Source organism: Pseudooceanicola sp. LIPI14-2-Ac024, from assembly GCF_042188925.1.
GTDB lineage: Bacteria > Pseudomonadota > Alphaproteobacteria > Rhodobacterales > Rhodobacteraceae > Pseudooceanicola.
This window is the reverse complement of the sequence record NZ_CP170102.1, coordinates 421,573-443,212: the sequence shown is the minus strand read 5'-3', so window position 1 is coordinate 443,212 and position 21,640 is coordinate 421,573. Positions and strand designations below refer to the sequence as shown.

Annotated in this window: 23 protein-coding genes, 1 tRNA gene and 1 pseudogene; 14 read left to right on the top strand and 11 right to left on the bottom strand. The window is 67.2% G+C overall.

Going from position 1 to position 21,640, the window contains the following annotated elements; translation table 11 throughout:
- Window positions 1-44: 44 nt before the first annotated feature.
- The 3 genes from ACE2AC_RS02125 to ACE2AC_RS02115 form a co-directional block, all read right to left on the bottom strand.
- Window positions 45-1,532 (bottom strand): ABC transporter substrate-binding protein, encoded by a 1,488-nt coding sequence (locus tag ACE2AC_RS02125; RefSeq protein ID WP_375690483.1) that lies wholly within the window; start codon window positions 1,530-1,532, stop codon window positions 45-47.
- A gap of 654 nt (window positions 1,533-2,186) precedes the next feature.
- Window positions 2,187-2,273: transfer RNA gene (locus ACE2AC_RS02120), tRNA-Leu, on the bottom strand.
- Between the two features lie 156 nt (window positions 2,274-2,429).
- Complete coding sequence (locus ACE2AC_RS02115; RefSeq protein WP_375690482.1) at window positions 2,430-4,070, bottom strand: peptidoglycan-binding protein; 1,641 nt, start codon at window positions 4,068-4,070, stop codon at window positions 2,430-2,432.
- Between the two features lie 160 nt (window positions 4,071-4,230).
- On the opposite strand from ACE2AC_RS02115, the gene lipB reads away from it, so the two are divergent.
- Window positions 4,231-4,839 carry a lipoyl(octanoyl) transferase LipB gene (gene lipB, locus ACE2AC_RS02110; RefSeq protein WP_375692058.1) on the top strand — a complete coding sequence of 203 codons (609 nt, stop codon included), beginning with the start codon at window positions 4,231-4,233 and terminating at the stop codon, window positions 4,837-4,839.
- 66 nt (window positions 4,840-4,905) lie between these two features.
- Here the strand turns inward: lipB and ACE2AC_RS02105 are convergent, their stop codons facing one another.
- Together ACE2AC_RS02105 and ctaD are read right to left on the bottom strand one after the other, a co-directional pair.
- Entirely contained in the window at window positions 4,906-5,409 is a 504-nt protein-coding gene (locus ACE2AC_RS02105; RefSeq protein ID WP_375690481.1) for a DUF2244 domain-containing protein, read from the bottom strand.
- Between the two features lie 123 nt (window positions 5,410-5,532).
- A complete protein-coding gene (gene ctaD / locus ACE2AC_RS02100) occupies window positions 5,533-7,203 on the bottom strand; it encodes a cytochrome c oxidase subunit I (RefSeq protein ID WP_375690480.1) in 1,671 nt (556 codons plus the stop codon).
- A 213-nt stretch (window positions 7,204-7,416) separates the two neighbouring features.
- Between ctaD and ACE2AC_RS02095 the strand changes: the two genes are divergently transcribed.
- Entirely contained in the window at window positions 7,417-7,623 is a 207-nt protein-coding gene (locus ACE2AC_RS02095) for a DUF2945 domain-containing protein (RefSeq protein ID WP_375690479.1), read from the top strand.
- A 3-nt stretch (window positions 7,624-7,626) separates the two neighbouring features.
- Window positions 7,627-8,586, top strand: coding sequence for a DNA topoisomerase IB (locus tag ACE2AC_RS02090; protein WP_375690478.1), 960 nt, complete (start codon window positions 7,627-7,629; stop codon window positions 8,584-8,586).
- A 6-nt stretch (window positions 8,587-8,592) separates the two neighbouring features.
- On the opposite strand, the gene ACE2AC_RS02085 is transcribed toward ACE2AC_RS02090, so the two are convergent.
- Window positions 8,593-9,009, bottom strand: a complete 417-nt coding sequence (locus ACE2AC_RS02085) for a c-type cytochrome (protein WP_375690477.1) — start codon at window positions 9,007-9,009, stop codon at window positions 8,593-8,595.
- 158 nt (window positions 9,010-9,167) lie between these two features.
- Here ACE2AC_RS02085 and ACE2AC_RS02080 point away from each other — a divergent pair, with 158 nt between their 5' ends.
- Window positions 9,168-9,992, top strand: a complete 825-nt coding sequence (locus ACE2AC_RS02080; protein ID WP_375690476.1) for a MaoC family dehydratase N-terminal domain-containing protein — start codon at window positions 9,168-9,170, stop codon at window positions 9,990-9,992.
- 6 nt (window positions 9,993-9,998) lie between these two features.
- Here ACE2AC_RS02080 and ACE2AC_RS02075 read toward each other — a convergent pair whose 3' ends face one another.
- Window positions 9,999-10,463: a GatB/YqeY domain-containing protein gene (locus ACE2AC_RS02075; protein WP_375690475.1), complete on the bottom strand. Its 465-nt coding sequence runs from the start codon at window positions 10,461-10,463 to the stop codon at window positions 9,999-10,001.
- Between the two features lie 187 nt (window positions 10,464-10,650).
- Between ACE2AC_RS02075 and carA the strand changes: the two genes are divergently transcribed.
- Window positions 10,651-11,805 carry a glutamine-hydrolyzing carbamoyl-phosphate synthase small subunit gene (carA, locus tag ACE2AC_RS02070; protein ID WP_375690474.1) on the top strand — a complete coding sequence of 385 codons (1,155 nt, stop codon included), beginning with the start codon at window positions 10,651-10,653 and terminating at the stop codon, window positions 11,803-11,805.
- A 50-nt stretch (window positions 11,806-11,855) separates the two neighbouring features.
- Here the strand turns inward: carA and ACE2AC_RS02065 are convergent, their stop codons facing one another.
- Window positions 11,856-12,404, bottom strand: coding sequence for a glutathione S-transferase family protein (locus ACE2AC_RS02065; protein WP_375690473.1), 549 nt, complete (start codon window positions 12,402-12,404; stop codon window positions 11,856-11,858).
- 197 nt (window positions 12,405-12,601) lie between these two features.
- Between ACE2AC_RS02065 and ACE2AC_RS02060 the strand changes: the two genes are divergently transcribed.
- From ACE2AC_RS02060 to ACE2AC_RS02045, 4 genes and pseudogenes are all read left to right on the top strand, one after another.
- Entirely contained in the window at window positions 12,602-13,117 is a 516-nt protein-coding gene (locus ACE2AC_RS02060) for a winged helix-turn-helix transcriptional regulator (RefSeq protein ID WP_375690472.1), read from the top strand.
- On the top strand, window positions 13,117-13,440 hold the full coding sequence (locus ACE2AC_RS02055; RefSeq protein ID WP_375690471.1) for a hypothetical protein: 324 nt from the start codon (window positions 13,117-13,119) through the stop codon (window positions 13,438-13,440). Before ACE2AC_RS02060 ends, ACE2AC_RS02055 begins: the two co-directional genes overlap by 1 nt.
- Window positions 13,441-13,560: 120 nt before the next feature.
- A pseudogene (locus tag ACE2AC_RS02050) lies at window positions 13,561-14,001 on the top strand (hypothetical protein); the annotation flags it as partial.
- A 338-nt stretch (window positions 14,002-14,339) separates the two neighbouring features.
- Window positions 14,340-15,497: a glycosyltransferase gene (locus ACE2AC_RS02045; protein ID WP_375690470.1), complete on the top strand. Its 1,158-nt coding sequence runs from the start codon at window positions 14,340-14,342 to the stop codon at window positions 15,495-15,497.
- On the opposite strand, the gene ACE2AC_RS02040 is transcribed toward ACE2AC_RS02045, so the two are convergent.
- Entirely contained in the window at window positions 15,474-16,115 is a 642-nt protein-coding gene (locus tag ACE2AC_RS02040; protein WP_375690469.1) for a GntR family transcriptional regulator, read from the bottom strand. The genes ACE2AC_RS02045 and ACE2AC_RS02040 overlap by 24 nt on opposite strands.
- Window positions 16,116-16,224: 109 nt before the next feature.
- On the opposite strand from ACE2AC_RS02040, the gene ACE2AC_RS02035 reads away from it, so the two are divergent.
- The 3 genes from ACE2AC_RS02035 to ACE2AC_RS02025 all read left to right on the top strand — a co-directional run bounded on the left by ACE2AC_RS02035 (window position 16,225) and on the right by ACE2AC_RS02025 (window position 18,450).
- Window positions 16,225-16,893: a pyrimidine 5'-nucleotidase gene (locus ACE2AC_RS02035; RefSeq protein WP_375690468.1), complete on the top strand. Its 669-nt coding sequence runs from the start codon at window positions 16,225-16,227 to the stop codon at window positions 16,891-16,893.
- Window positions 16,894-16,975: 82 nt separating this feature from the next.
- Window positions 16,976-17,215 carry a hypothetical protein gene (locus ACE2AC_RS02030; RefSeq protein ID WP_375690467.1) on the top strand — a complete coding sequence of 80 codons (240 nt, stop codon included), beginning with the start codon at window positions 16,976-16,978 and terminating at the stop codon, window positions 17,213-17,215.
- Between the two features lie 29 nt (window positions 17,216-17,244).
- The gene (locus ACE2AC_RS02025) at window positions 17,245-18,450 is read left to right on the top strand and encodes a UbiH/UbiF family hydroxylase (RefSeq protein ID WP_375690466.1); all 1,206 of its coding nucleotides are present in this window, start codon (window positions 17,245-17,247) and stop codon (window positions 18,448-18,450) included.
- A 95-nt stretch (window positions 18,451-18,545) separates the two neighbouring features.
- On the opposite strand, the gene ACE2AC_RS02020 is transcribed toward ACE2AC_RS02025, so the two are convergent.
- Both ACE2AC_RS02020 and ACE2AC_RS02015 read right to left on the bottom strand, forming a co-directional pair.
- Window positions 18,546-19,004, bottom strand: coding sequence for an Lrp/AsnC family transcriptional regulator (locus tag ACE2AC_RS02020; RefSeq protein WP_375690465.1), 459 nt, complete (start codon window positions 19,002-19,004; stop codon window positions 18,546-18,548).
- Window positions 19,001-19,456 (bottom strand): Lrp/AsnC family transcriptional regulator, encoded by a 456-nt coding sequence (locus tag ACE2AC_RS02015; protein ID WP_375690464.1) that lies wholly within the window; start codon window positions 19,454-19,456, stop codon window positions 19,001-19,003. The genes ACE2AC_RS02020 and ACE2AC_RS02015 overlap by 4 nt, the downstream gene beginning before the upstream one ends.
- A gap of 126 nt (window positions 19,457-19,582) precedes the next feature.
- Between ACE2AC_RS02015 and ilvC the strand changes: the two genes are divergently transcribed.
- Window positions 19,583-20,605, top strand: coding sequence for a ketol-acid reductoisomerase (gene ilvC / locus ACE2AC_RS02010; RefSeq protein WP_375690463.1), 1,023 nt, complete (start codon window positions 19,583-19,585; stop codon window positions 20,603-20,605).
- 419 nt (window positions 20,606-21,024) lie between these two features.
- Window positions 21,025-21,624: a PEP-CTERM sorting domain-containing protein gene (locus ACE2AC_RS02005; protein WP_375690462.1), complete on the top strand. Its 600-nt coding sequence runs from the start codon at window positions 21,025-21,027 to the stop codon at window positions 21,622-21,624.
- Window positions 21,625-21,640: the final 16 nt, after the last annotated feature.

Below are 21,640 nucleotides of genomic sequence, written 5' to 3'. Positions count from 1 at the left end.
GGGCCTGTCCCGGCGGCACGTGGCCGCCGGGACATTGCGTCAGATCACTCGTCGATCCAGGCGCGGGTCACGTCGATCGCACCGCGATACGGCGGCGGCACGTTCTGCACCTTGGGGCTGGTGAACGCATAGTAACGCCCGCCCCCGCGATAGAGGATGCTGCCGTCGTCGTTCATCATCGCGACCATGTCGCACTGCTTCTGCAGGCGATCTTCCATGGTGGTGGAGACCCGCATCTCGTCCGCCAGCTTGTCGAGCTCTTCGTTGTTGAACCCGGTCAGGTTGTAGGACGATCCGATCTTGGTATACGCGTAGAGCTGCGGACCCATGTCGGCGCCGTCGGCGATCCGCCAGCCAGTCACGTTGAAATCACCCTTGAAGGTGCGCGCGACGAGGGTCGACTGGTCGACCGGCTCGAGCACCAGGTTGATGCCGGCCGCCTTGGCCGTCTGCTGGAAGATCTCGCCCAGTTCACGCCCGCGCGGCGTGGTGGTGTGGATCATCACGATGTCCGGCACCTTCTCCTGCCCGGTCTCTTCCAGGTACTGGGCGATGTACTCCTTGGCCTTGGCGATGTCGAAGTGGCGATAGTTGCCCTCGCCGCAGTCCTTGGCCTGGCCCAGAGGATGGGTCACCGCAGGACGGGTGTCCTGCCACGAGATCTTGACCAGCGCGTCCTGGTTCCAGGCATGCGCCAGCGCCTTGCGCAACGTCGGGTTCGACAGCGGTTCCTTCTTGCCGTTCATCAGGTTCACGGCGGCGCCCGCGCCCTCGGTCGTCAGGGTGACGAGGTCGGGGTTGTTCTGCGCCTCGATGATCGTCGGGCCGCGGTCGGTCCAGATCACGTCGACCTCACCCGACAGCAGCGAAGCATAGCGCGTCTGCGTGTCCGGCAGGATGCGGAAGTTGATCTTGTCGAGGTTGATCTCGTCCGCGTCGCGGTAGCCGTCCCACTTTTCGACGACGATCCGGTCGCCCGAGGCCCATTCCACGAACTTGAACGGCCCGGTGCCCACGGGTTTGCGGTTCATCTCGCCCGAGGCAACGTGTTCGCTGGGCGGGATCGGGCCGCTCATCGACGTGGTCGCGAGGTAGGGCAGCAGCGCCATCCACGGATGCGCGAGGTGGAATTCCACCGTCAGCGGATCGACCGCCACGACCTTTTCGATCGACGAGATGAAGGACCGCGACGAAGACTTGTTCGCCGGGTCGAGGATGCGGTTGTAATGCGCGGCCACGTCCTCGGCGTCGAATTCGGTGCCGTCCTGGAACTTCACGCCCTCGAGCAGCTTGAAGGTCCAGACCTTCTGGTCGTCGCTGGCGCTCCACTCGGTGGCCAGCTTCGGCTCGGGCTCGTTGGTCTGGGTGTTCCAGCCGAGCAGCGGCTCGACCATGGTGCGCATCACGATTTCGCCGGTCTGGCCGAGCACGCCGCCATCGACCGTGTCGAACCCGCGCACGTCGGTTTCGATCGCCACGTTCAGCGTGCCGCCCTTCTTGGCCTCCTGCGCATGGACCGCGGTTCCGGCCATGACCAATGCACCCAACACGGTGCTGGCCAGCAGCCCCGCTTTGCGCCCTCCTTCCGGCAGACGGATCGTCCGCATGAGCAATTCCTCCCTGGTTTTTTCTGACCCGCTCCTCAACGGGTGCGGAAAGTGTTACCGGATTCCGGACACTTGTGAATACCCAATATTCGAAGTCCGCGCGCGAGCGGCGAAATCACAGCGTACTGGCGCTGCGCGGGGTCGTGTCATTCACATACGTGGCGGGCATGTCGCCACACTTGTGGACGCGCCGGCCTCGGCGCCTGATTTCAAAGACTATTCGGGTTGTTCGCGTGCAAACGATCACCTTTGCGCGAGGCGCGGACCACCCGGCACCGGTCACCACCGGATGCCGCGATGCAGCAAGAATGACACTGTCATTAAACCGACACCGTACCATACCTGATATTCGATTATCCGGAATTGCAGCGAAAAACAGCCGCAACCGCAACAAATGTGCACTGGAAACGCCTGCGCGGCTGGCGCGAGAGGCCGTTCACATCAATGGAACTGAAGGGATTGCCGGGGCACCGCGATGCGGTCACTCCGCACGGCTGGAACACGCGCCCAGCCCATGGGACTGCCGCCAGTTCACCGAGTTTTCCGGAGGGTGTCACCCTCCCCGTCCGGGAGAGTGAATGGTGCGGTCGAGAAGACTCGAACTTCCACGGGTGTTACCCCACAGCGACCTCAACGCTGCGCGTCTACCAATTCCGCCACGACCGCACGTGACTTGGTAGCGGCGCGTATAACGGCCCCGCGCGGGGATGTGAAGAGGTCAGACGCGCGAAGCGAAGATTTTCTCGCGTCACCCTGAAAACGGATCATGCCGGCCCCATGGGGACCGGCATGATCGTTGGTCTGGCGGCGGTCAAGCCGGTGTCATTGCAGCGAAAAGCTGGGCAATCCGGCCTTTTGCGGCTGTGCCATCGGCTGCAGCGACCCGGTCGTCGGCGCCAGGGCCGCGCGTAGCAGTTCGATGCGGTCGGGCTGGCCCGGCACGAAGACCGGCGTCGCCCCGTTGTCGAGCGCGCCGAGCGCGTGGTCATACCAGCCGGAGGCGCGGTCCATCGATTTCGACGCGCCGAATCCCTGCGACAGGTGATGGCCGACCAGTTCGGCATAGGGCGCCTGCCCTGCGCCGACCAGCAGCAGCGCGGCGCCGAGCGCCACGTCGAGCTTGTCGCGCCGGTAGCCGGTGAAGAGGCAGATCGCGCCGGTGCTTTCCAGCTGCTCCATCGTCATGTTGGCGTTCAGCACGAACTTCTGCACCTGCGGCACCACCTGGTCGGCCGTGGCCGTGCCCAGCATGTCGACATAGGGCTGAAGCGCCGGGCCGAAGGCGTCACACTGTTCCTCGACCTGCGCCTCGGAGAGGCCCTGCACCGATTTCACCAGCTCCTCGCCCTGGGCGATGGCGTAGGTGCGGGTCAGGCAGAACTGCTCCGACAGCGCGAGGTCCGGATCGGTCATGGTCGACGCGGTGACGAAGCCGCCGTTCGAGGTGGTCAGCAGGCTCACCTTGCTGCAGTAGCTGGCGAGCGAGGGCTGGTCCGCCTTGGGTGCCGCCGCCATCGGCAGCGCGGCCAGGACACCGGCCGCCGCGGGCGGCTGTGCCGGGGCCGGAGCCGGGGCTGCCGGTGCGGGCGTCGGTGCGGCCTGCGCGCCGGCCATCTGCACGCCACCGCCGGCCAGCGGATCGTCCATCGAACAGCTCGACTGGTGGCACTGGAACATCGCCGGGGTGGCCATGTTCGACAGCTGTTCGTTCCGGATGTAGCGGAACTCATTCCGGCGGTAGCCCTCGGGCTGGCTGGCGAACACCAGCACCGCGCAATGGGTCTGGCCGCACCAGAAGCTCGACCCCGTGACCGAGGTGTCGATGACATAGTCGTTGCGGCCGTCGCCGTTCAGGTCGGCCAGCTGGATGAAGCCCGCCCTTTGCAGCAGCTGCTCGGCCGAGGGTTCGGAGCTGTCCGCGATCTCGTCCACCGCGTTCGAGACCTCGTCCGGCAGGCCGGCATAGCCCGAGCCGGTGCGGCTACCGGTGATGCCCATGCGTTCGTCCCGCCAGGTGTGCAGGAGGCCGCGCACGCCCTGCGGGTCGCGCTGCATCGCCTTGATGACCTCGGGCCCGCCGATCTGGGCGCGGCTGTAGAACGAGATCAGCATCTCGCGTTCATGCGGCTGGATGTGGCCGGTCGCCGGCCATCCCATGTGTGCCTGGTAGCGCGCGACCGCCGCCCGCGATCCGCTGCCCATCACGCCGTCGACGCTGCCCGCCCCGAAGCCGAAGTAGTTCAGCGCCGTCTGCGTCTCACGGTTCATCTGCCGCGTGGCGCTGTTCGAGGTCGAGGAGTACGTCTTGCGGTAGGTGCGTTTCTGGTTCTGGGCGCCATGAACGATGGCCCCCCCGATGATCCCGCCGACGATCGCCGCGCCGAGGTCGCTGGCCATGGACTGGACGGGCGCGGCGGTGATCATTGCCGCGGCCACCGTGGCCTGAATGGTTCTGGAGAACATGCCGCTCTCTCCCTATGTATTGGATGCAATGGAATCACTGTACCGAAGGTCGGTTGACGTGGCGACACCTTTGACACCCGCAAACGCCCCGAACGTCGACAATTCACCGGAATGGATCGTTTCGCCGGGCCTCGTTCCCTATGAAGAGGCGCTTTCGGCGATGGAAGCGCGGGTCGAAGGCATTCTGAACGGCACCGAACGCGAGGCGATCTGGCTGCTGGAGCATCCGCCGCTCTACACCGCCGGCACCTCGGCCAGGGTCGAGGACCTGACCGATCCCGACCGCTTCCCGGTCTACGAGGCGCGGCGCGGCGGGCAGTACACCTACCACGGCCCGGGCCAGCGGGTGATCTATGTCATGCTCGACCTGGGCCGCCGTGGCCGGGACGTGCGCCGCTTTGTCGAACAGCTGGAACACTGGGTGATCGACACCCTGGACGAGTTCAACCTGCGTGGCGAGATCCGCGAGGGCCGCGTCGGCGTCTGGATCGCCCGGCCCGACAAGCCCGCCCTGCCCGACGGCACCCCGCGCGAGGACAAGATCGCCGCGATCGGCATCCGGCTGCGGAAATGGATCAGCTTCCACGGCATCTCGATCAACGTGGAGCCCGAGCTTGGGCATTTCGACGGTATCGTGCCCTGCGGCATCACCGGCCACGGGGTCACCAGCCTTGTCGATCTCGGCCTGCCGGTGACGATGGACGACCTCGACGTCGCGCTGCGCCGGCAGTTCGATGCCGTGTTCGGCGACGCCCCGGACCAGCCGTAGGGCGGGTTCCACCCCGCCGCACTGTCTCGCCTACCCTCATCGCTGCAAGGGGCAGCCTGGCGCGCCTTACGTCGCCGCCCCGCCCCCGTCCGTGGCCCGCTGCGCCGCCAGCTCCGACGCCAGCTCTCCGTAGAGCGCGCGGCGCTCGTCCTCGGACAGGAACGACCCGATCTCGACCGTGCGGCCGTTCCCGGTGAGCGTCACGTACCAGGGCACCGGCCCGCCGGTCCGATGCATCTCGGCCCGTGCCCAGTAGGTGTTGCAGTCCCAGCCCTGCTCGCTCCCGTCGGGGTTCCGGCGCCGCAGGGCGGTGGTCTCGGGCGTGATCTCGAGCGTCTCGACGATCTCGCCCGAGCGGTAGCTCAGCCGCAGCCCGTACCAGAGCGCCGCCACCGCCCCCAGTCCGAACGGCAGCAGCCCCCAGAGCAGCATCGTCCCCAGAACGGCAAAGAGCGGGATCATGATCAGCACGAAGGTCACCGCGATCACCACGACGAACCCGCCCCGCGGCAGCGACCGGTGCGGCCAGAGGGTCAGGTGGCGGCGGGTCTCGCTCCACTCATAGGGCATGGGGGCGGGTCGCCGGGCTTGTGCAGGGGGCTGTCATCGTGTCGTCTCCGGGCCTCGGGCCAAAGGAAAGGGCCCCGGCACGTCTGCGCCGGGGCCCTTTGTCTGCTTCGGGTCAGGCCCCGCTCAGTGCGCGTGGCCCTTGTCCCAATCCTCCCGCTTCGGAAGGATCTCGAAGGTGTGCTCCGGCGGCGGGGACGGCAGCGTCCACTCGAGCGTGTCCGCGTATTCGTTCCAGTAGTTCGCTTCCGTGACCTTGGCGCCCTTCCGCAGCGAATAGATCATCACGCCGAAGAAGAAGACGAACGAGGCGAAGGAGACGAACGCGCCGATCGAGGAGACGAGGTTCCAGGTCGCGAAGGCGTCCGGGTAGTCGATGTAGCGGCGGGGCATCCCCTGGCGGCCCAGGAAGTGCTGCGGGAAGAAGGTCAGGTTCGCACCGATGAACATCGCCCAGAAGTGCAGCTTGCCCGCCCATTCCGGGTACTGGCGACCGGTCATCTTGCCGAAGTAGAAGTAGATCCCGGCGAAGATGGCGAACACCGCACCCAGCGACATCACGTAGTGGAAGTGCGCGACCACGTAGTAGGTGTCGTGGTAGGCACGGTCCACGGCGGCCTGCGACAGCACCACGCCGGTCACGCCGCCGACGGTGAACAGGAACAGGAAGCCGAAGGCCCAGAGCATCGGGGTCTTGAACTCGACCGAACCGCTCCACATCGTGGCGATCCAGCTGAACACCTTCACGCCGGTCGGAACCGCGATCACCATGGTCGCCAGCATGAAGTAGGACTGCTGCGTCAGCGACATGCCCACGGTGTACATGTGGTGCGCCCAGACGACGAAGCCCAGCAGGCCGATCGCGATGATAGCGAGCACCATCGGCAGGTAGCCGAAGATCGGCTTGTGGCTGAAGGTGGCGATCACGTGAGAGATGATGCCGAAGCCGGGCAGGATGATGATGTACACTTCAGGGTGGCCGAAGAACCACAGGATGTGCTGATAGAGGATCGGGTCACCGCCACCGGCCGGGTCGAAGAAGGTCGTCCCGAAGTTGCGGTCGGTCAGCAGCATGGTGATCGCACCCGCGAGGACCGGCAGGGCCAGCAGGATGAGCCATGCGGTCACGAAGATCGACCACGAGAACAGCGGCACCTTGAACAGCGTCATGCCAGGGGCGCGCATGTTCAGGAAGGTGGTGATCATGTTGATCGCGCCGAGGATCGACGAGGCACCCGAGACGTGGACCGCGAAGATCGCGAGGTCCATCGACATGCCGCCTTCGGTGGTCGAGAGCGGCGGGTAGAGCACCCAGCCCACGCCCGAGCCCAGCTGGCCGTCACCACCCGGGGCGAGCAGCGAGCTCACGCCCAGCAGGGTGCCGGTGCAGTAGAGCCAGAAGGACAGGTTGTTCATCCGCGGGAAGGCCATGTCCGGTGCACCGATCTGCAGCGGCATGAAGTAGTTGCCGAAGCCGCCGAAGAGCGCCGGGATGACGACGAAGAACATCATCAGGACGCCGTGGTACGTGATCATCACGTTCCAGAGGTGGCCGTTCGGGCTGCAGGGCGCGTCCGAGGCAAAGAAACGCGCGCCTTCAAGGCACATGTACTGCACGCCGGGATGCATAAGCTCCAGCCGCATGTACACGGTGAAAAGGACAGAAATCAGGCCTACGCACGCCGAAACGACGAGGTAGAGGATCCCGATGTCCTTGTGGTTGGTCGACATGAACCAGCGGGTGAAGAACCCGCGTTCGTCATGGTGATCGTGGCCGTCAATGGCTGCGTCCGCCATGCTCGCCTCCTGTTGGGTGTCTTTCCGCGGAACGGACGAAGGAGTTGCCCGGACCGAATTATGGGCGTTTTAGAAGGTCTCCCCGCAGCCCGCAATGGATTGAATTGACGCAGATCAAGGAAATGTGTCGCACCCGCCGCTGTGTACGAGGTGATGTGGCAGGAACCGCAAGGCCCCACACGCGGTTCTTACTTTGCGTGAAGGAGGAACGACATGCGCCAGAACGTTCAAGTCCAGTGGCCCTGGGGACAGGGCACCGCCACCGGTCGTGTCCGGTTCAGCTATGACCACAAGATCACCCGCACCCTGCAGGGGGCCGAGATCACCCGCGACGGCAGCGAAGCCGACCCCGCCCTGCTGATCGAGCAGGAGAACGGGCACCGCGTGCTCAAGCTTGCCTCGGAGGTCGAGAGGGTCTGAGCCATGGGCCTCGTCTTCTATCCCGACACGCGCCCCGGGATCGCCCGGCGGCGGTGCGGGCGCGGGTTCACCTACCTCGCACCCGACGGCACCACCATCGACGACCGCCGTGAACGGGACCGCCTGCGCGCCATGGCCGTCCCGCCCGCCTACGAGGACGTCTGGATGTCGCCGAAGGCCAATGGCCACCTGTTGGCCACCGGCCTCGACGCCCGCCAGCGCAAGCAATACCGCTACCACCCCGACTGGTCCGAGGCGCGATCGGCGGTCAAGTTCGAACGTCTGGCGGATTTCGGGGCTGCCCTGCCCGGCATCCGAGAAGCGATCGCCCGTGACCTCGACACCGCGCCGGGCGAAGAGGCCTTTGCCCACGCCGCCGCGCTGATGCTGATCGACCGGATCGCGATCCGCGTCGGATCACCGCAATATGCCGAAGAGAATGGGACATATGGCGCGACCACCCTCACCCGCCGCCACCTGCGGCTCTACGGCGGCGAGCTGCGGCTGAGCTACGTCGCCAAGGGCGGCAAGGGCGAACGCCGGGTGATCCGGTCGAAACGCCTGATGAAAGCTCTGCAGGCGGCGCGCGACCTGCCTGGGGCCGAACTCTTTACCTGGATCGCCGAGGACGGCAGCCCGCGCCGCGTCGGATCGGGGTCGCTAAACGACTACCTGGCCGAGATCGGCGGCGACGGCGGCTTCACCGCCAAGACCTTCCGCACCTGGTCCGGCAGCCTCGCCGCGTTCGAGGCGCATCTCGAAAACCCCGAAGGCTCGATCACCGCGATGGCCGAAGCGGCGGCCGACCGGCTGGCCAACACACCGACCGTGGCGCGCAACAGCTATGTCCATCCCCGGATCATCGCGCTGGCGGGCAGCGGCGATGCGCCCCGCCTGGCCCGGCCCCGCGCGGGGCTGAGCCGAAGCGAAAGCGCCATGCTGCGGCTGCTGGAACAGCCCTGACGGCCCTCAGCTGTCGCCCGCGCCGAGCGTGGCGAGGTAGGCCGCGACATCCTCGGCCCCCTTGCGCATCTTGAAGGTCATCTTGGATTTCGCGCCCTTGTCGTCGAGGTAGTCCTGCAGGAAGGCCCGCGGGTCCTCCATGTAGGTGGCCAGCATCGCCTCGTCCCAGACCAGCCCGTTCTCGCCCGCCGCGACGATGTCGTCGCCGTACTTGAAATCGGCCGTCCCGGCCTGCCGGCCCACGACGCCGAAGAGGTTGGGCCCGGTCTTGCCACCCTTCTGGATCACCTCGTCGCCGTTGGCGATCGTGTGGCAGCTGCGGCACTTGCCGAACTCCTTCTGGCCCTTGGCGGCGTCCCCGGCCCAGGCGGGCGCGGCGAGCATGGCAAGGGCGGCGAGGGCAAAGGCGGGTTTCAACGTCATGGCTGGTCCTCCGTTAAGGATTTGCGCGCGTCAGCCATTGTTTAGCCCAGAGCGTTCATTCTCGAAACCGGATTCGCCCCGGCGGATTGTCGCAAGGGAAACGGGCTGGCGGCGCGGCGGCCCGGCGGGTATGGATGACCGAAAGAGGGAGGACCGGCATGTCGGACTACGAGGAATGGATCGGGCGCGAATTCGAGGCCCAGGATCGCATCACCCCCCGGATGCTGCGGGAATTCCGTGCCACCCTGCCCGGCCTGCTCGGCCCCGGCGAGGTGCCGGCCGGGTTTCACTGGTGCCTCTCGCCCGAGGCGCTGGACTATGAGCACCTCGGCCGCGACGGTCATCCGCAGCCGGGCATCTTCCTGCCGAAACTGCCGCTGCCGCGCCGGATGTGGGCGGGCGGCGAGATCGAGGTGATCGCGCCCCTGCATGTCGAGGACACGGTGCACAAGTCCTCGGTCATCCGGAAGGTGACGTTCAAGCAGGGCCGGTCGGGCGACCTGGGCTTCGTCGAGGTCGATCACAGCTACAGCGTCGACGGCGCGGTGCGCATCCGCGAGCGGCAAGACCTGGTCTATCGCGCCGATCCCGATCCCGACCGCCCCGCGCCGGAACCGCCGCAGGCCGCCGATTGGGACGTCATCGAAAGCTGGACGGTCAGCCCGGACCCGGTGATGCTCTTCCGGTACTCGGCGCTGACCTTCAACGGGCACCGGATCCACTATGACGGCGATTATGCCCGCACGGTCGAAGGCTACGACGGCCTGGTGGTGCACGGGCCGATGCAATCGGTGTGGATGCAGAACCTCGCCGCGCAGATCCTCGGGCGGCAGGCGCGTTTCTTCCGCTATCGCGGGCTGTCGCCGCTGACGGTCGGGTATGACGTGAAGGTCGAGGCGCGGCGCGAGGACGACATCCTCGACCTCAGGGTGCGGCGCCGGGCAGACAACGTCGTGACGATGTCGGCCCGCGCCGAGCTCTGATGCGCCTCAGCCGGCGCAGAGCCGCTTCTTGATCTGCGGCCCGACGGCGCCGAAGTCCATCTGGCCGGTGTACTTGGACTTGAGCGCGCCCATGACGCGGCCCATGTCGCGGATCGAGTTGGCGCCGGTTTCCGAGATCGCGTCGTCCACCGCCTTCTCGACTTCCTTCTCGCTCAGCTGGCGCGGCAGGAATTCCTCGATCACCTTGATCTCGGCCAGCTCCGCCTCGGCCAGGTCGATCCGGCCGCCCTGCTCGTAGGCGCGGGCGCTTTCCTGGCGCTGCTTGACCATCTTGCCAAGGATCGCAAGCACCTCGTCGTTGCCGACGCCCTCTTCGCGGCCTTCGCCGCGGGCCTCGATGTCCTTGTCCTTGATCGCAGCATTGATCAGACGAAGGGTGCTAAGGCGTGCCGCCTGTCGTTCCTTCATCGCTTCCTTGAGGGCCGTGTTGACCCGAGTGCGCAGTTCCATTCCGTCCCATCCCCTGGACTGAGTGACAAGAGCCCTTTTTACAGAAATGCACGAGCCTAAACAACAGTTCCCGCAACGGCAGCATGGATTTGCCGCAACGCAGCGTTGCCGTGGGGGTTCCGCCCTTGACCGCCCCGGCCCTGCTGCATAGGTTCCGCCCAATTTGCCAGCCGGAAAGACTCGCCCCATGCCGCTCTCTCACGGACAGAAACCGACCGCCTGCCTCGCCCTTGCCGATGGCACCATCTTCTATGGACATGGCTTCGGCGCCACCGGTGAAACGCAGGCCGAGCTCTGCTTCAACACCGCGATGACCGGTTACCAGGAAATCATGACCGATCCGTCCTACGCCGGCCAGATCGTCACCTTCACCTTCCCGCATGTCGGCAACGTCGGCGTGAACCCCGAGGATGACGAGACCGCCGAACCGGTCGCCGACGGCATGGTGGTCAAGTGGGACCCGACCGAGCCGTCGAACTGGCGCGCCGCCGGTGAGCTGTCGGACTGGCTGGCCTCGCGCGGACGCATCGCAATCGGCGGCATCGATACCCGCCGGCTGACCCGCGCGATCCGCCAGCAGGGCGCCCCGCACGCGGCGCTGGCCCACGATCCCGAAGGCAACTTCGACATCGCGGCGCTGGTCGCCAAGGCCCGCGCCTTCCCCGGCCTCGTCGGCCGCGACCTTGCCAAGGACGTAACCTGTCCGCAGAGCTACCGCTGGGACGAGATGAGGTGGGCCTGGCCCGAGGGCTTCACCCGGCAGGAGAACGCGCGCCACAAGGTCGTCGCCCTCGACTACGGCGCGAAACGCAACATCCTGCGCTGCCTGGCCTCGGCCGGGTGCGAAGTGACCGTGCTGCCCGCCACCGCGACCGCCGAAGAGGTGCTGGCCCACGATCCCGCCGGCGTCTTCCTCTCGAACGGCCCCGGCGACCCGGCCGCCACCGGCGCCTATGCCGTGCCGATGATCCGCGAGGTCCTGGAAAAGAGCAACGTGCCGGTCTTTGGCATCTGCCTCGGGCACCAGATGCTGGCGCTGGCGCTCGGCGCGACCACGGTCAAGATGAACCACGGCCACCACGGCGCGAACCACCCGGTGAAGGACCTCGAGACCGGCAAGGTCGAGATCACGTCGATGAACCACGGCTTCGCGGTCGACAGCCAGACCCTGCCCGAGGGCGTGATCGAAACCCACGTCTCGCTCTTCGACGGGTCGAACTGCGGCATCCGCATGGCCGACCGCCCGGTCTTCTCGGTGCAGTACCACCCCGAGGCCAGCCCCGGCCCGCAGGACAGCTTCTACCTGTTCGAGCGCTTCGTCGCCTCGATGGACGCGGCCTGACAATCTGATCGCGACGCACTCTCGACGTGACCGTCGGGAGTGCCTTCGTTTCAGCCGCCCTCTCCGCCCCGTGCAAAATGCGCCATCTGGTCCTCGTACGCCGTCCGGAAGGCCGGACGTTCCACGGCGCGCGTGACGTACGCCTTGCAAGCCGGATAGCTCGCCAGCCCGTCAAAGCGATCAATCAGGCGCAGGACATCGGCCATGGCGATGTCCGCGGCGGAAAATCGAGGGGTGAGCCAGTCCCGACCTGACAGGACGTCTTCCATATGCGTCAGGCGTGATGTCAGAAAGGACGCAATGGCCTTGCGCTCCGCCGTCTCTTCGCCGTCGCCAGCGAACTTGAGAACAAACCAGGGAAGGCTGGCCGCCTCGACCGAATTGAGGGCGGCGAAGACCCACTGGGCGACATCTGCCCGCGCCCGCCGATCGCGCGGCAAGAGCTGCTCACTCCGTTCCGCGACGTGCAACAGGGCCGCACCACTCTCGAACACCGTAAGGTCCCCGTCCGTGATCCAGGGCACCTGTCCGAAGGGCTGGCACCGGTAATGCTCTGCCCCGCGAGACTCGAATGGCACGCTCTCGACCCGATAGGGCACGCCGGCCTCCTCCAGGGCCCACCTGATCCGGATATCCCTGACAAACCCCCGGGAAATTCCGGCACCCAATCGAATGTCGTGAGAACAAGGTCAGTCACGGCGTATCCTCCCCGTTTTCGGACAACCAATTGCATCTTGCAATCAGAATGCATTTCACCATACTGATTGCAAGATGCAATCTGTTTGGACCAGCGTGAATGACCCAGAGATCAGGCTGCCCCATCAACTTGGCGACCGAAGCGATCGGCGACAGGTGGAGCATGATCCTGCTGCGGGACATCATGTTCGGCGATCATCGCAGCTACCGCGACCTGCTGAACAATTCGCTGGAAGGGATCGCCACGAACATCCTCGGCAACCGGCTGAGGACCCTCGTCGCAGAGGGGTTCCTGACTGCCGCGCCCGATCCCGATCACAAGCAGCGCACGGTCTACAGCCTTACGGAAAAGTCCATTGCCCTGTTGCCTGCCCTGATCGCGCTCGGCGCGTGGGGACGACAGTTCTATGCGGCAGATCCCGCATTCGCGGTTCGGAACCAGTTGCTCGAAGAGGGCGGCCGTGAGCTGCAGGACGCTTTCATGGATGAACTGCGCGAGCGGCATCTCGAGCTGCCAAACGCGTGGGTGGGAGAGCGGGTATCCGAACAACTGCAAGCCGCATTCGAGGCGCGGATGGCGGAACGGATAGGAGCCGACACCGAGAGGAGTACGTGATGCCGAAGTTTCTTGCCATCGGCTACGGCGACCGGGCGGGCTATGACCGAACGCCCCAGGACCTCAGGGACGCGGCGCATCGCGAAGACGCGCGCCTGGTCGCAGAGGGGGCAGTGATCGGAGTTGCCGGGGCCCCGGTTCAGGTCCGCAATCCGCAAGCCGCCGGGGTCGTGACGCGCCAAGGTGCCTACCTGTCCTCGGACCTGCCCGTCGCGGGATTTGCCGTGATCGAGGCCCGGACTCTTGACCACGCCATCGAACAGGTTTCAGGCGTGCCCTGTGCTGTGGCGTATGGCGTTGTCGAAGTCTGGCCCATCGGCTGAGCGCCCGGTGGGCCGGCATCGACCCGACGAGATCGTTAACCACGTGGCCGCCCGGTAACGGTCTGTTAAGACCCTGTTAAGCCGGTCCTTACCAACTCCTGCGAATGCTGCCCCATTGATATGCAAGGGGGCATTATGTCGGATTTGAGGTCGCAGGGGAGTCCCGCGGCGGGGCGGCCCGCGTCCACGCCGCCGGCGCAGGAGCGGACGGTCACGCCGATCGTCGCGCTCGAACCGCATCTCGGGCCGGGGCTGCGCGAGACGCCGCCGACCGCGTTCCCTTTTTCTGACCTGCACATCCCGTTCTCGACCGACGCGCTCTACGAGATGGTCGCCAGCGGCCGGATGTCCGAGGCGCGGATGCTCGACACCGCCGCGCAGCAGCTTGGCGTGCAGCGGGTGTCCCTGGACCTGACGCCCCCGGCGGCCGAGCTGGACGACCTGCTTCCGCCGCAGCTCTGCCTGCGCCACGCGATGGTGCCGTGGCGGCGGATCGGCGGCCAGTTGATCATGGCCACCGCCCGCCCCGAAACCGCGCACGCGCTGGACCGCCTGCTGCCGCAGGACATGGCCGCCGCCACCGCCGTTCTCGCCCCGCAGGACGAGGTGCAGGGCGCGGTGGCCACGCGGCACCGCGCAGCGCTGACCGAAGCTATGGCCGCCCGCCCGCGCCCTGAGCACAGCTTTCGCGACTACACGCCCTCGCGCCGACTGCGCTGGTTCCTGGCCGCCTGGTGCGCCAGCACCGCCGTCCTGCTGAGCGTCGCGCCAAGCGCGCTGCTGGCACTGCTGCTGGCGGTCGCGGCCGCCACGCTCGCCATCGCCATGTGCCTCAAGATCGCCGCCGGTGCCGCCACCCTGCGCCACGACCGCAGGGCGGGCGATCATCCCCCCCGCCCGTGCCCGACCCGCTCGACCTGCCGCGCATCTCGATCCTCGTGCCGCTCTACAAGGAACGGCGGATCGCCGGGGCGCTGGTGGAACGGTTGCGCGCGCTCGACTACCCGCGCGGCCGGCTCGAGGTGCTGCTGGTGCTGGAAGAGAAGGACGACACCACCGCCGCCGCCCTCGCCGCCGCCGCCCTGCCCCCGTGGATGCGGGTGATCCGCGTGCCGGATGGCAAGCCGCGGACCAAGCCGCGGGCGATGAACTACGCGCTCGACTTCTGCCGGGGCGACATCATCGGGGTCTACGACGCCGAGGACGCGCCCGAGGCCGACCAGCTTCTGCGGGTCGCCGCCGAATTCGCCGCCGCCCCGCCTGAGGTCGCCTGCCTTCAGGGGCGGCTCGACTTCTATAACGCGCGGCAGAACTGGCTCTCGCGCTGTTTCGCCATCGAGTACAACACCTGGTTCCGCGTCCTGCTGCCCGGCATGGCCCGGCTGGGCCTGGCGATCCCGCTTGGCGGCACGACGCTCTTCGTCCGGCGCGACGCGCTCGAGGCCGTTGGCGCCTGGGACGCCCACAACGTGACCGAGGATGCCGACCTCGGGCTGCGGCTGGCGCGGCACGGCTGGCACACGCGGGTGATCGTCAGCACCACTGCGGAAGAGGCGAACTGCCACGTGCTGCCATGGATCCGGCAGCGCTCGCGCTGGCTCAAGGGCTACATGGTGACCTACCTCGTCAACATGCGCCGCCCCCTGCGGCTCTGGCGCGACCTCGGCCCGCGGCGGTTCCTAGGTTTCCAGGCGCATTTCGTCTCGGCCCTGGCGCAGTTCCTGCTCGGCCCGCTGCTGCTGTCGGTCTGGCTGCTGAGCTTCGGGATCGGCCACCCGGCGCAGGGCGAACTGCCGCCCGTGGTGCTGACCGGATTTGCAGCCACCTTCGTCGCGGCCGAGCTGCTGAATTTCGCGCTGCACATGATCGGGACACGGGCGCCAGGGCACCGTCACCTCAGGCCCTGGGCGCTGACGATGATCCTCTACTTCCCGCTGGCGCAGATCGCGGCCTACAAGGCGCTCTACGAACTGGTCGTCGCGCCGTTCTACTGGGACAAGACGCGGCACGGCCTCAGCAAGGCCGCGCGGCGGTCAGATGGCGGTCTCGTCCCCTGAATCGAGCTTGAGGCGCGTCACGAAGGCCTGGGAGATGTGATCGCGCAGCATCCGGCCGGCCCGTTCCTCGTCGCGGTCGCGGATCGCGTCGACGATGGCGCCATGTTCGGCCAGCGCGATCTCGTCCCGGCCGCGGGCCGCCAGCGAGGTCGTCGCCAGCAGCGCCATCGACCGGTGCACGAGGTCGAGCTGCTGGACCAGGAAACGGTTGTGCGAGGCGAGGTGGATCTGTTTGTGAAACCGCCGGTTCGCCCGCGACAGGGCCGCCGGATCACCCAGCAGCGCGCGGTCGGCCGCCACCATGTCACCCAGCACGCGGACCTCCTCCTCGGTCGCGTGCCGCGCCGCCATCCGGGCCGCAAGCGCCTCGAGCTCGGCACGCACGACGTAGAGTTCGGCCAGCTGGTTGTGATCCAGCGAGGCCACGATCAGCGACCTGCCGTCCCGGGTCAGCAGCGACTGCGTCTCGAGCCGCTGCAGCGCCTCGCGGATCGGGGTGCGCGATACGCCGAAACGGTCGGCCAGCTCGCTTTCCACCAGCCGGTCGCCGGGGCGGTAATCGCCCACGTCGATCGCGTCGAGAATCAGCGAATAGGCATCCTTCGGCGGGGTCTTCATCGCGCGGGGTCGTCCACTTCCGTCCATCATCGCAAGACCCTAGCCGCAGCGCGCCCCCCGCGTCCAGCCACGGCTTGCGGCGCCGGGCGCGCGGGCCTAGCTTGCGGCCATGACGAACGCGCCGCTTTCCATCGACCTCGCCCCCCGGTTCTCGCACGTGACGACCTGGGTCTTCGACCTCGACAACACGCTCTACCCGCCGTCGGCCCGCCTCTTCGACCAGATCGAGGTGCGGATGACGGCCTACGTGATGAACGCGCTCGGCGTCGACCGGGCCGAGGCCGACCGCCTGCGCAGCCTCTACTGGCGCGAGCACGGCACCACGCTGGCCGGGCTGATGCGGCTGCACGGTGTCGATCCCGGCCCCTACCTGACCGAGGTGCACGAGATCGACATGAGCCACCTCGAGCGCGACGACCGCCTCGCGGCCGGCATCCGCGCCCTGCCCGGCCGCAAGATCGTCTACACGAACGGCTGCGCGCCCTATGCCGAGCGGGTGATCGCGGCGCGCGGGCTCGACGGGCTCTTCGACGCGGTCTACGGCGTCGAACACGCCAACTTCCAGCCCAAGCCCGACCGCGAGGCCTTTGACATCGTCTTCGGCCTCGATGGCCTCGACCCCGCCCGCGCCGCGATGTTCGAGGACGACATCCGCAACCTCGCCGCCCCGCACGAGATGGGCCTGCGCACCGTGCACGTGGCCGAGGCGCCCAGCCCCGCGCCGCACGTGCATCACCACACCGACGACCTGGGCGGCTTCCTGACCCGGCTGATCTGACCCCCGCGCCAAGGTGTCGCGCTGCGCCCGTGGCCCGGCGACACCATATGCGGGGCGAACAGGACAACCGAAGGACCACGCCATGGCCACCGCCACCCTGCCCCAGCCCCGGGGCCTGCTCTACCGCCTGCCGATCGTCGGCTGGTTTGCCCGCGACCTCGCCCGGGATTTCCAGGGCAACATCTACTATTTCCTCGTCATCCTGCTGACGCTGCTGGTGCTGGCAGTCAAGACCTGGGGCCTCGCCGCGCTTGGCGTGACGGGCGTGATCCTGACGCCCTGCATGTTCGGGGTGCTGGTGCTCATCACCCAGGGCGACTAAGGATCGGGCCAACGGAACGGAGGCGCGGTATGGCACTTGGGTTCGACTACGACATCGTGATCTCGGGCGGCGGGGTCGCCGGGCTGACCGCGGCCTGCCTGCTGGGGACCGAGGGGTTCCGGGTGCTCTGCCTCGACCCCGCGCCGCCGGTGACCGATGCCGCGGCCGCAGGGGCCGACCAGCGCACCACCGCCTTCCTGCAGCCCGCGCGCGACCTGCTGGACCAGGCCGGGCTCTGGCAGGCACTTGAGCCTCATGCCGCGCCACTCAGGATCATGCGGATCGTCGATGCCGGCGGTCGCGACGGCGGCGCGCGGCAGGTCCGCGACTTCGCCTCGGATGAGATCGGCGATCTGCCCTTCGGGTGGAACCTGCCGAACTGGCTGCTGCGGCGCGAGATGGTCGCGCGGATCGGCCAGCTGGAGGGCGTGGAGTTCCGGCCCGGCACCGGCACTGCGGGCCTCTTCACCCGAGACCGCGAGGCACGGGTGACGCTCACGGACGGCAGCCGGGTGTGTACGAAACTGGTCATCGCCGCCGACGGGCGCGGATCGCCCATGCGGACGGCCGCCGGGATCGACGCGAAGGTCACCCGCTACGGTCAAAAGGCGCTGGCCTTTTCGGTCACCCACCCGATCCCGCACGACAACGTCTCGACCGAGATCCACCGCTCCGGCGGGCCGTTCACGCTGGTCCCGCTGCCCGACCGCGACGACCGCCCGGCCTCGGCCGTGGTCTGGATGGAGGACGGGGCCGAGGCGCTGCGCCTCTCGACCCTCGGCGTCGCCGAGTTCGAGGCGGCGCTGCTCGACCGGTCCTGCGGCCTCTTCGGCCCGCTGAAACTCGAAACCCCGCGCGCGGTCTGGCCGATCATCACCCAGGTGGCCGAGCGGATGGCGGGCCAGCGCGTCGCGCTGATCGCCGAGGCCGCGCATGTCGTGCCGCCGATCGGGGCACAGGGGCTGAACATGTCGCTGGGCGACCTGCGGGCCCTGCGCGACCTCGCCGTGGCGTCCCGCGACGATCCCGGCGCGGCGCCGGTGCTCGACGCCTACCACCGCGCCCGGCACCGCGAGGTCGAGATCCGGGCGACCGGCATCGACATGCTGAACCGCGCCAGCCAGGTCCACGCCCAGCCCCTGCGCGACCTGCGCGCCGCGGGGCTGGCCACGCTCTATGGCGCGGCCCCTGTCCGGCGGATGCTGATGCAGATGGGCCTCGGTGCGCGGGGCTGAGCACCCCGCCTTCAGAGGACACGCCGCCAAGACGACCGGCCCCACCTTCCCCTGGTTCCGTATCCTGGGGGTCCGGGGGCAAAGCCCCCGGCGGCCTAGCCCAAGGGCCCCGGCAGACGTTCCTCGGACAAAAGGACGTTGGCATCCACGCTGGCGACACCCGGCAGGGTCATCACCCGCCGCCGCAAGACGCGTTCGAAATCCGCGATGTCGCGGGCGGTGACGCGCAGGCGGTAGTCGTAGAGGCCGAGGATATGCTCGACACTCTGCACCTCGGGGATGGCCGAGACCGCGCGCTCGAAATCCTCGACGCTGACGCGGCCGCGGGTGGCGATCTTGACGCCGAGAAAGACCGTGACGCCGAAACCCAGCTTCTCGAGGTCCAGGTCGGCGCGGTGGCGGCGGATGGCCCCGGCCTCCTGCAGCCGTTTCATCCGGCGCCAGGTGGCTGGCTGCGACAGGCCGACCTTGCGGCCAAGCGCGCCCGCGCCCTCGGTCGCATCCGCCGCCATCAGGCGCAGCAACTGGCGGTCGATGTCGTCGAGCGCGATCATATCGGCAGTGCCTCCTCGTCCTTGAGCCGGGCGATGTGCATCAAGGCCTCGATGTCCACGATATGCGGCAGGGTCAGGATGCGGTCGCGATAGATGTCCTTGTAATGCAGCATGTCCCGCGCGATCAGTCCGAGGCGCACGTCCACCTGGCCGAGGAATGTCTGGATCTCCAGAACCTCGGGCACCTTGCGCGCCGCGGCGATGAATTCGTCGAAGGCGCGCGGCTGGGTCTTGTCGAGCGTGAGCCGCAACGAGACCTCGACCTCGTAGCCGAGAGCGCGCCAGTCGATCTCGGACCGGATGCCACGGATCACGCCCGCCTCGCGCAGCTTCTCGAGCCGTCGCCAGCAGGTGGCGGCGTTCAACCCGGCCCGTTCGGCCAGGTCGGCCGAGGTCGCGGTCGGATCGGCCTGCAGGTGGCGCAGGATCCGGCGGTCGGTGTCGTCGAGCATTGATCTTGCGTCCAGATATCCATCAGCGAATAGGAATGTCGCGATTTGCGCGCATTCCTCAAGATTTGCAACCCGTTTTCGCGCCGCGCGCCTATGCTGCGCCCCATAACAAGGAAGGAGCTGGACATGCGTGTCTATTACGATCGCGATTGCGACATCAACCTGATCAAGGACATGAAGGTGGCGATCCTGGGCTATGGCTCCCAGGGCCACGCACATGCGCTGAACCTGCGGGATTCGGGCGCCAAGAACCTCGTCATCGCCCTGCGCGAAGGCTCGCCGTCGGCCAAGAAGGCCGAGGCCGAGGGCCTCAAGGTCATGGGCATCGCCGAGGCGGCGGCCTGGTGCGACCTGATCATGTTCACCATGCCCGACGAACTGCAGGCCGAGACCTACAAGAAGCATGTCCACGACAACCTGCGTGAAGGCGCGGCGATCGCGTTCGCTCATGGCCTGAACGTGCATTTCGGCCTGATCGAACCGAAAGCCGGCGTCGATGTCATCATGATGGCGCCCAAGGGCCCGGGCCACACCGTGCGCGGCGAATACACCAAGGGCGGCGGCGTGCCCTGCCTGGTGGCGGTGAACAACGACGCCTCCGGCCGCGCGCTGGAAATCGGCCTGTCCTATTGCTCTGCCATCGGCGGCGGCCGCTCCGGCATCATCGAGACCAACTTCCGCGAGGAATGCGAAACCGACCTCTTCGGTGAGCAGGCCGTGCTCTGCGGTGGCCTGGTCGAACTGATCCGCGCCGGTTTCGAAACCCTGGTCGAGGCGGGCTATGCGCCCGAGATGGCCTATTTCGAATGCCTGCACGAGGTGAAGCTGATCGTGGACCTGATCTACGAAGGCGGCATCGCGAACATGAACTACTCGATCTCGAACACTGCCGAGTACGGCGAATACGTCTCGGGCCCGCGCGTCCTGCCCTACGAGCGCACCAAGGCCGAGATGAAGGCGATCCTGACGGACATCCAGACCGGCAAGTTCGTGCGTGATTTCATGCAGGAAAACGCCGTCGGCCAGCCGTTCTTCAAGGGCACCCGCCGGATGAACGACGCCCACCAGATCGAGGAAGTCGGCGCCAAGCTGCGCGCGATGATGCCCTGGATCTCGGCCGGCAAGATGGTCGACAAGGAAAAGAACTGAGCCGTTTCGGCTGACAGGTCACTGCCTGTTTCGGGGCCTCCGGATGATCCGGGGGCCCTTTCTGCTGCGGTGCAGGCAGATATTGATTGCAGAGCCGCCGGTCCCGCGCGAATTTCAGGGGGAATGCGGGGCGTTTCCCATTCGCCGATGCCACCTCTGCGCGAATCGAACGCGCCGCGTCCGAGCCGGAAACGCCGATCCGCCGCCATACTGTCCCGCACTGCGGAATTTGTGACGCTGGGGCAAAGAATTACACGCCAAGGTTGCGCCCCGATGATGCAAAAGGCGGCTCAACATGACAATCAGGCGAAATTCTTGCGGATTGTTTCGGAAACGGGTAGACAGTGCAGGTATTCATCCTACAGATCTGGTCTCAGGTCCTTCATTTTTTACCTTACGGGTGCAAAATGCTTAAAAACATGTTTCTCCCCGCGGTCGCCGCAACCCTTCTCCTGGGTGGTGCCGCTTCCGCAGCCGTCGTCGACGGCTCGGTGACGTCCGGATCGGGCGTCTTCACCAAGATTGCCGCGCCGGTCGAGGTTGGTAACAACAACCACAACTCGCCCGACCTGCTCGCCTTCGACGAGATGCAGGGCGTGCTGGTCACCTCGGCCATGGCGCTCGAAATCGGTGGCCTGACCGCAGGCACCCGCGTCGACAGCCACTTCGTGTTCTTCGACGCGCTGACCAAGTCGACCCAGACCGGCTGGGTGTCGTTCTCGGGCACGATCGTCGGGGTCGCGACCTCGGACGCGTCGCTGAACGCGACCGACGCGATGTTCGGTGCGGCGGGCACGATCTACAACACGCCGACCTACCGCGGCCTGGAAAGCAAGACGGACAAGGCGGCCATCGACGCGGTTGACGGCAGCATCCTGACGCTCGACTGGGCCTCGCTGAGCCCGGGCGACTACGTCCGCGTCTTCACCCTCGCCAGCATTCCGGTGCCGGCGGCCGGCAGCCTGATGCTGCTGGGCCTGGGCGCCGCGGGCATCGCGTTCCGCCGCAAGAAGAGCTGAAGCTCTTCCGCCTACG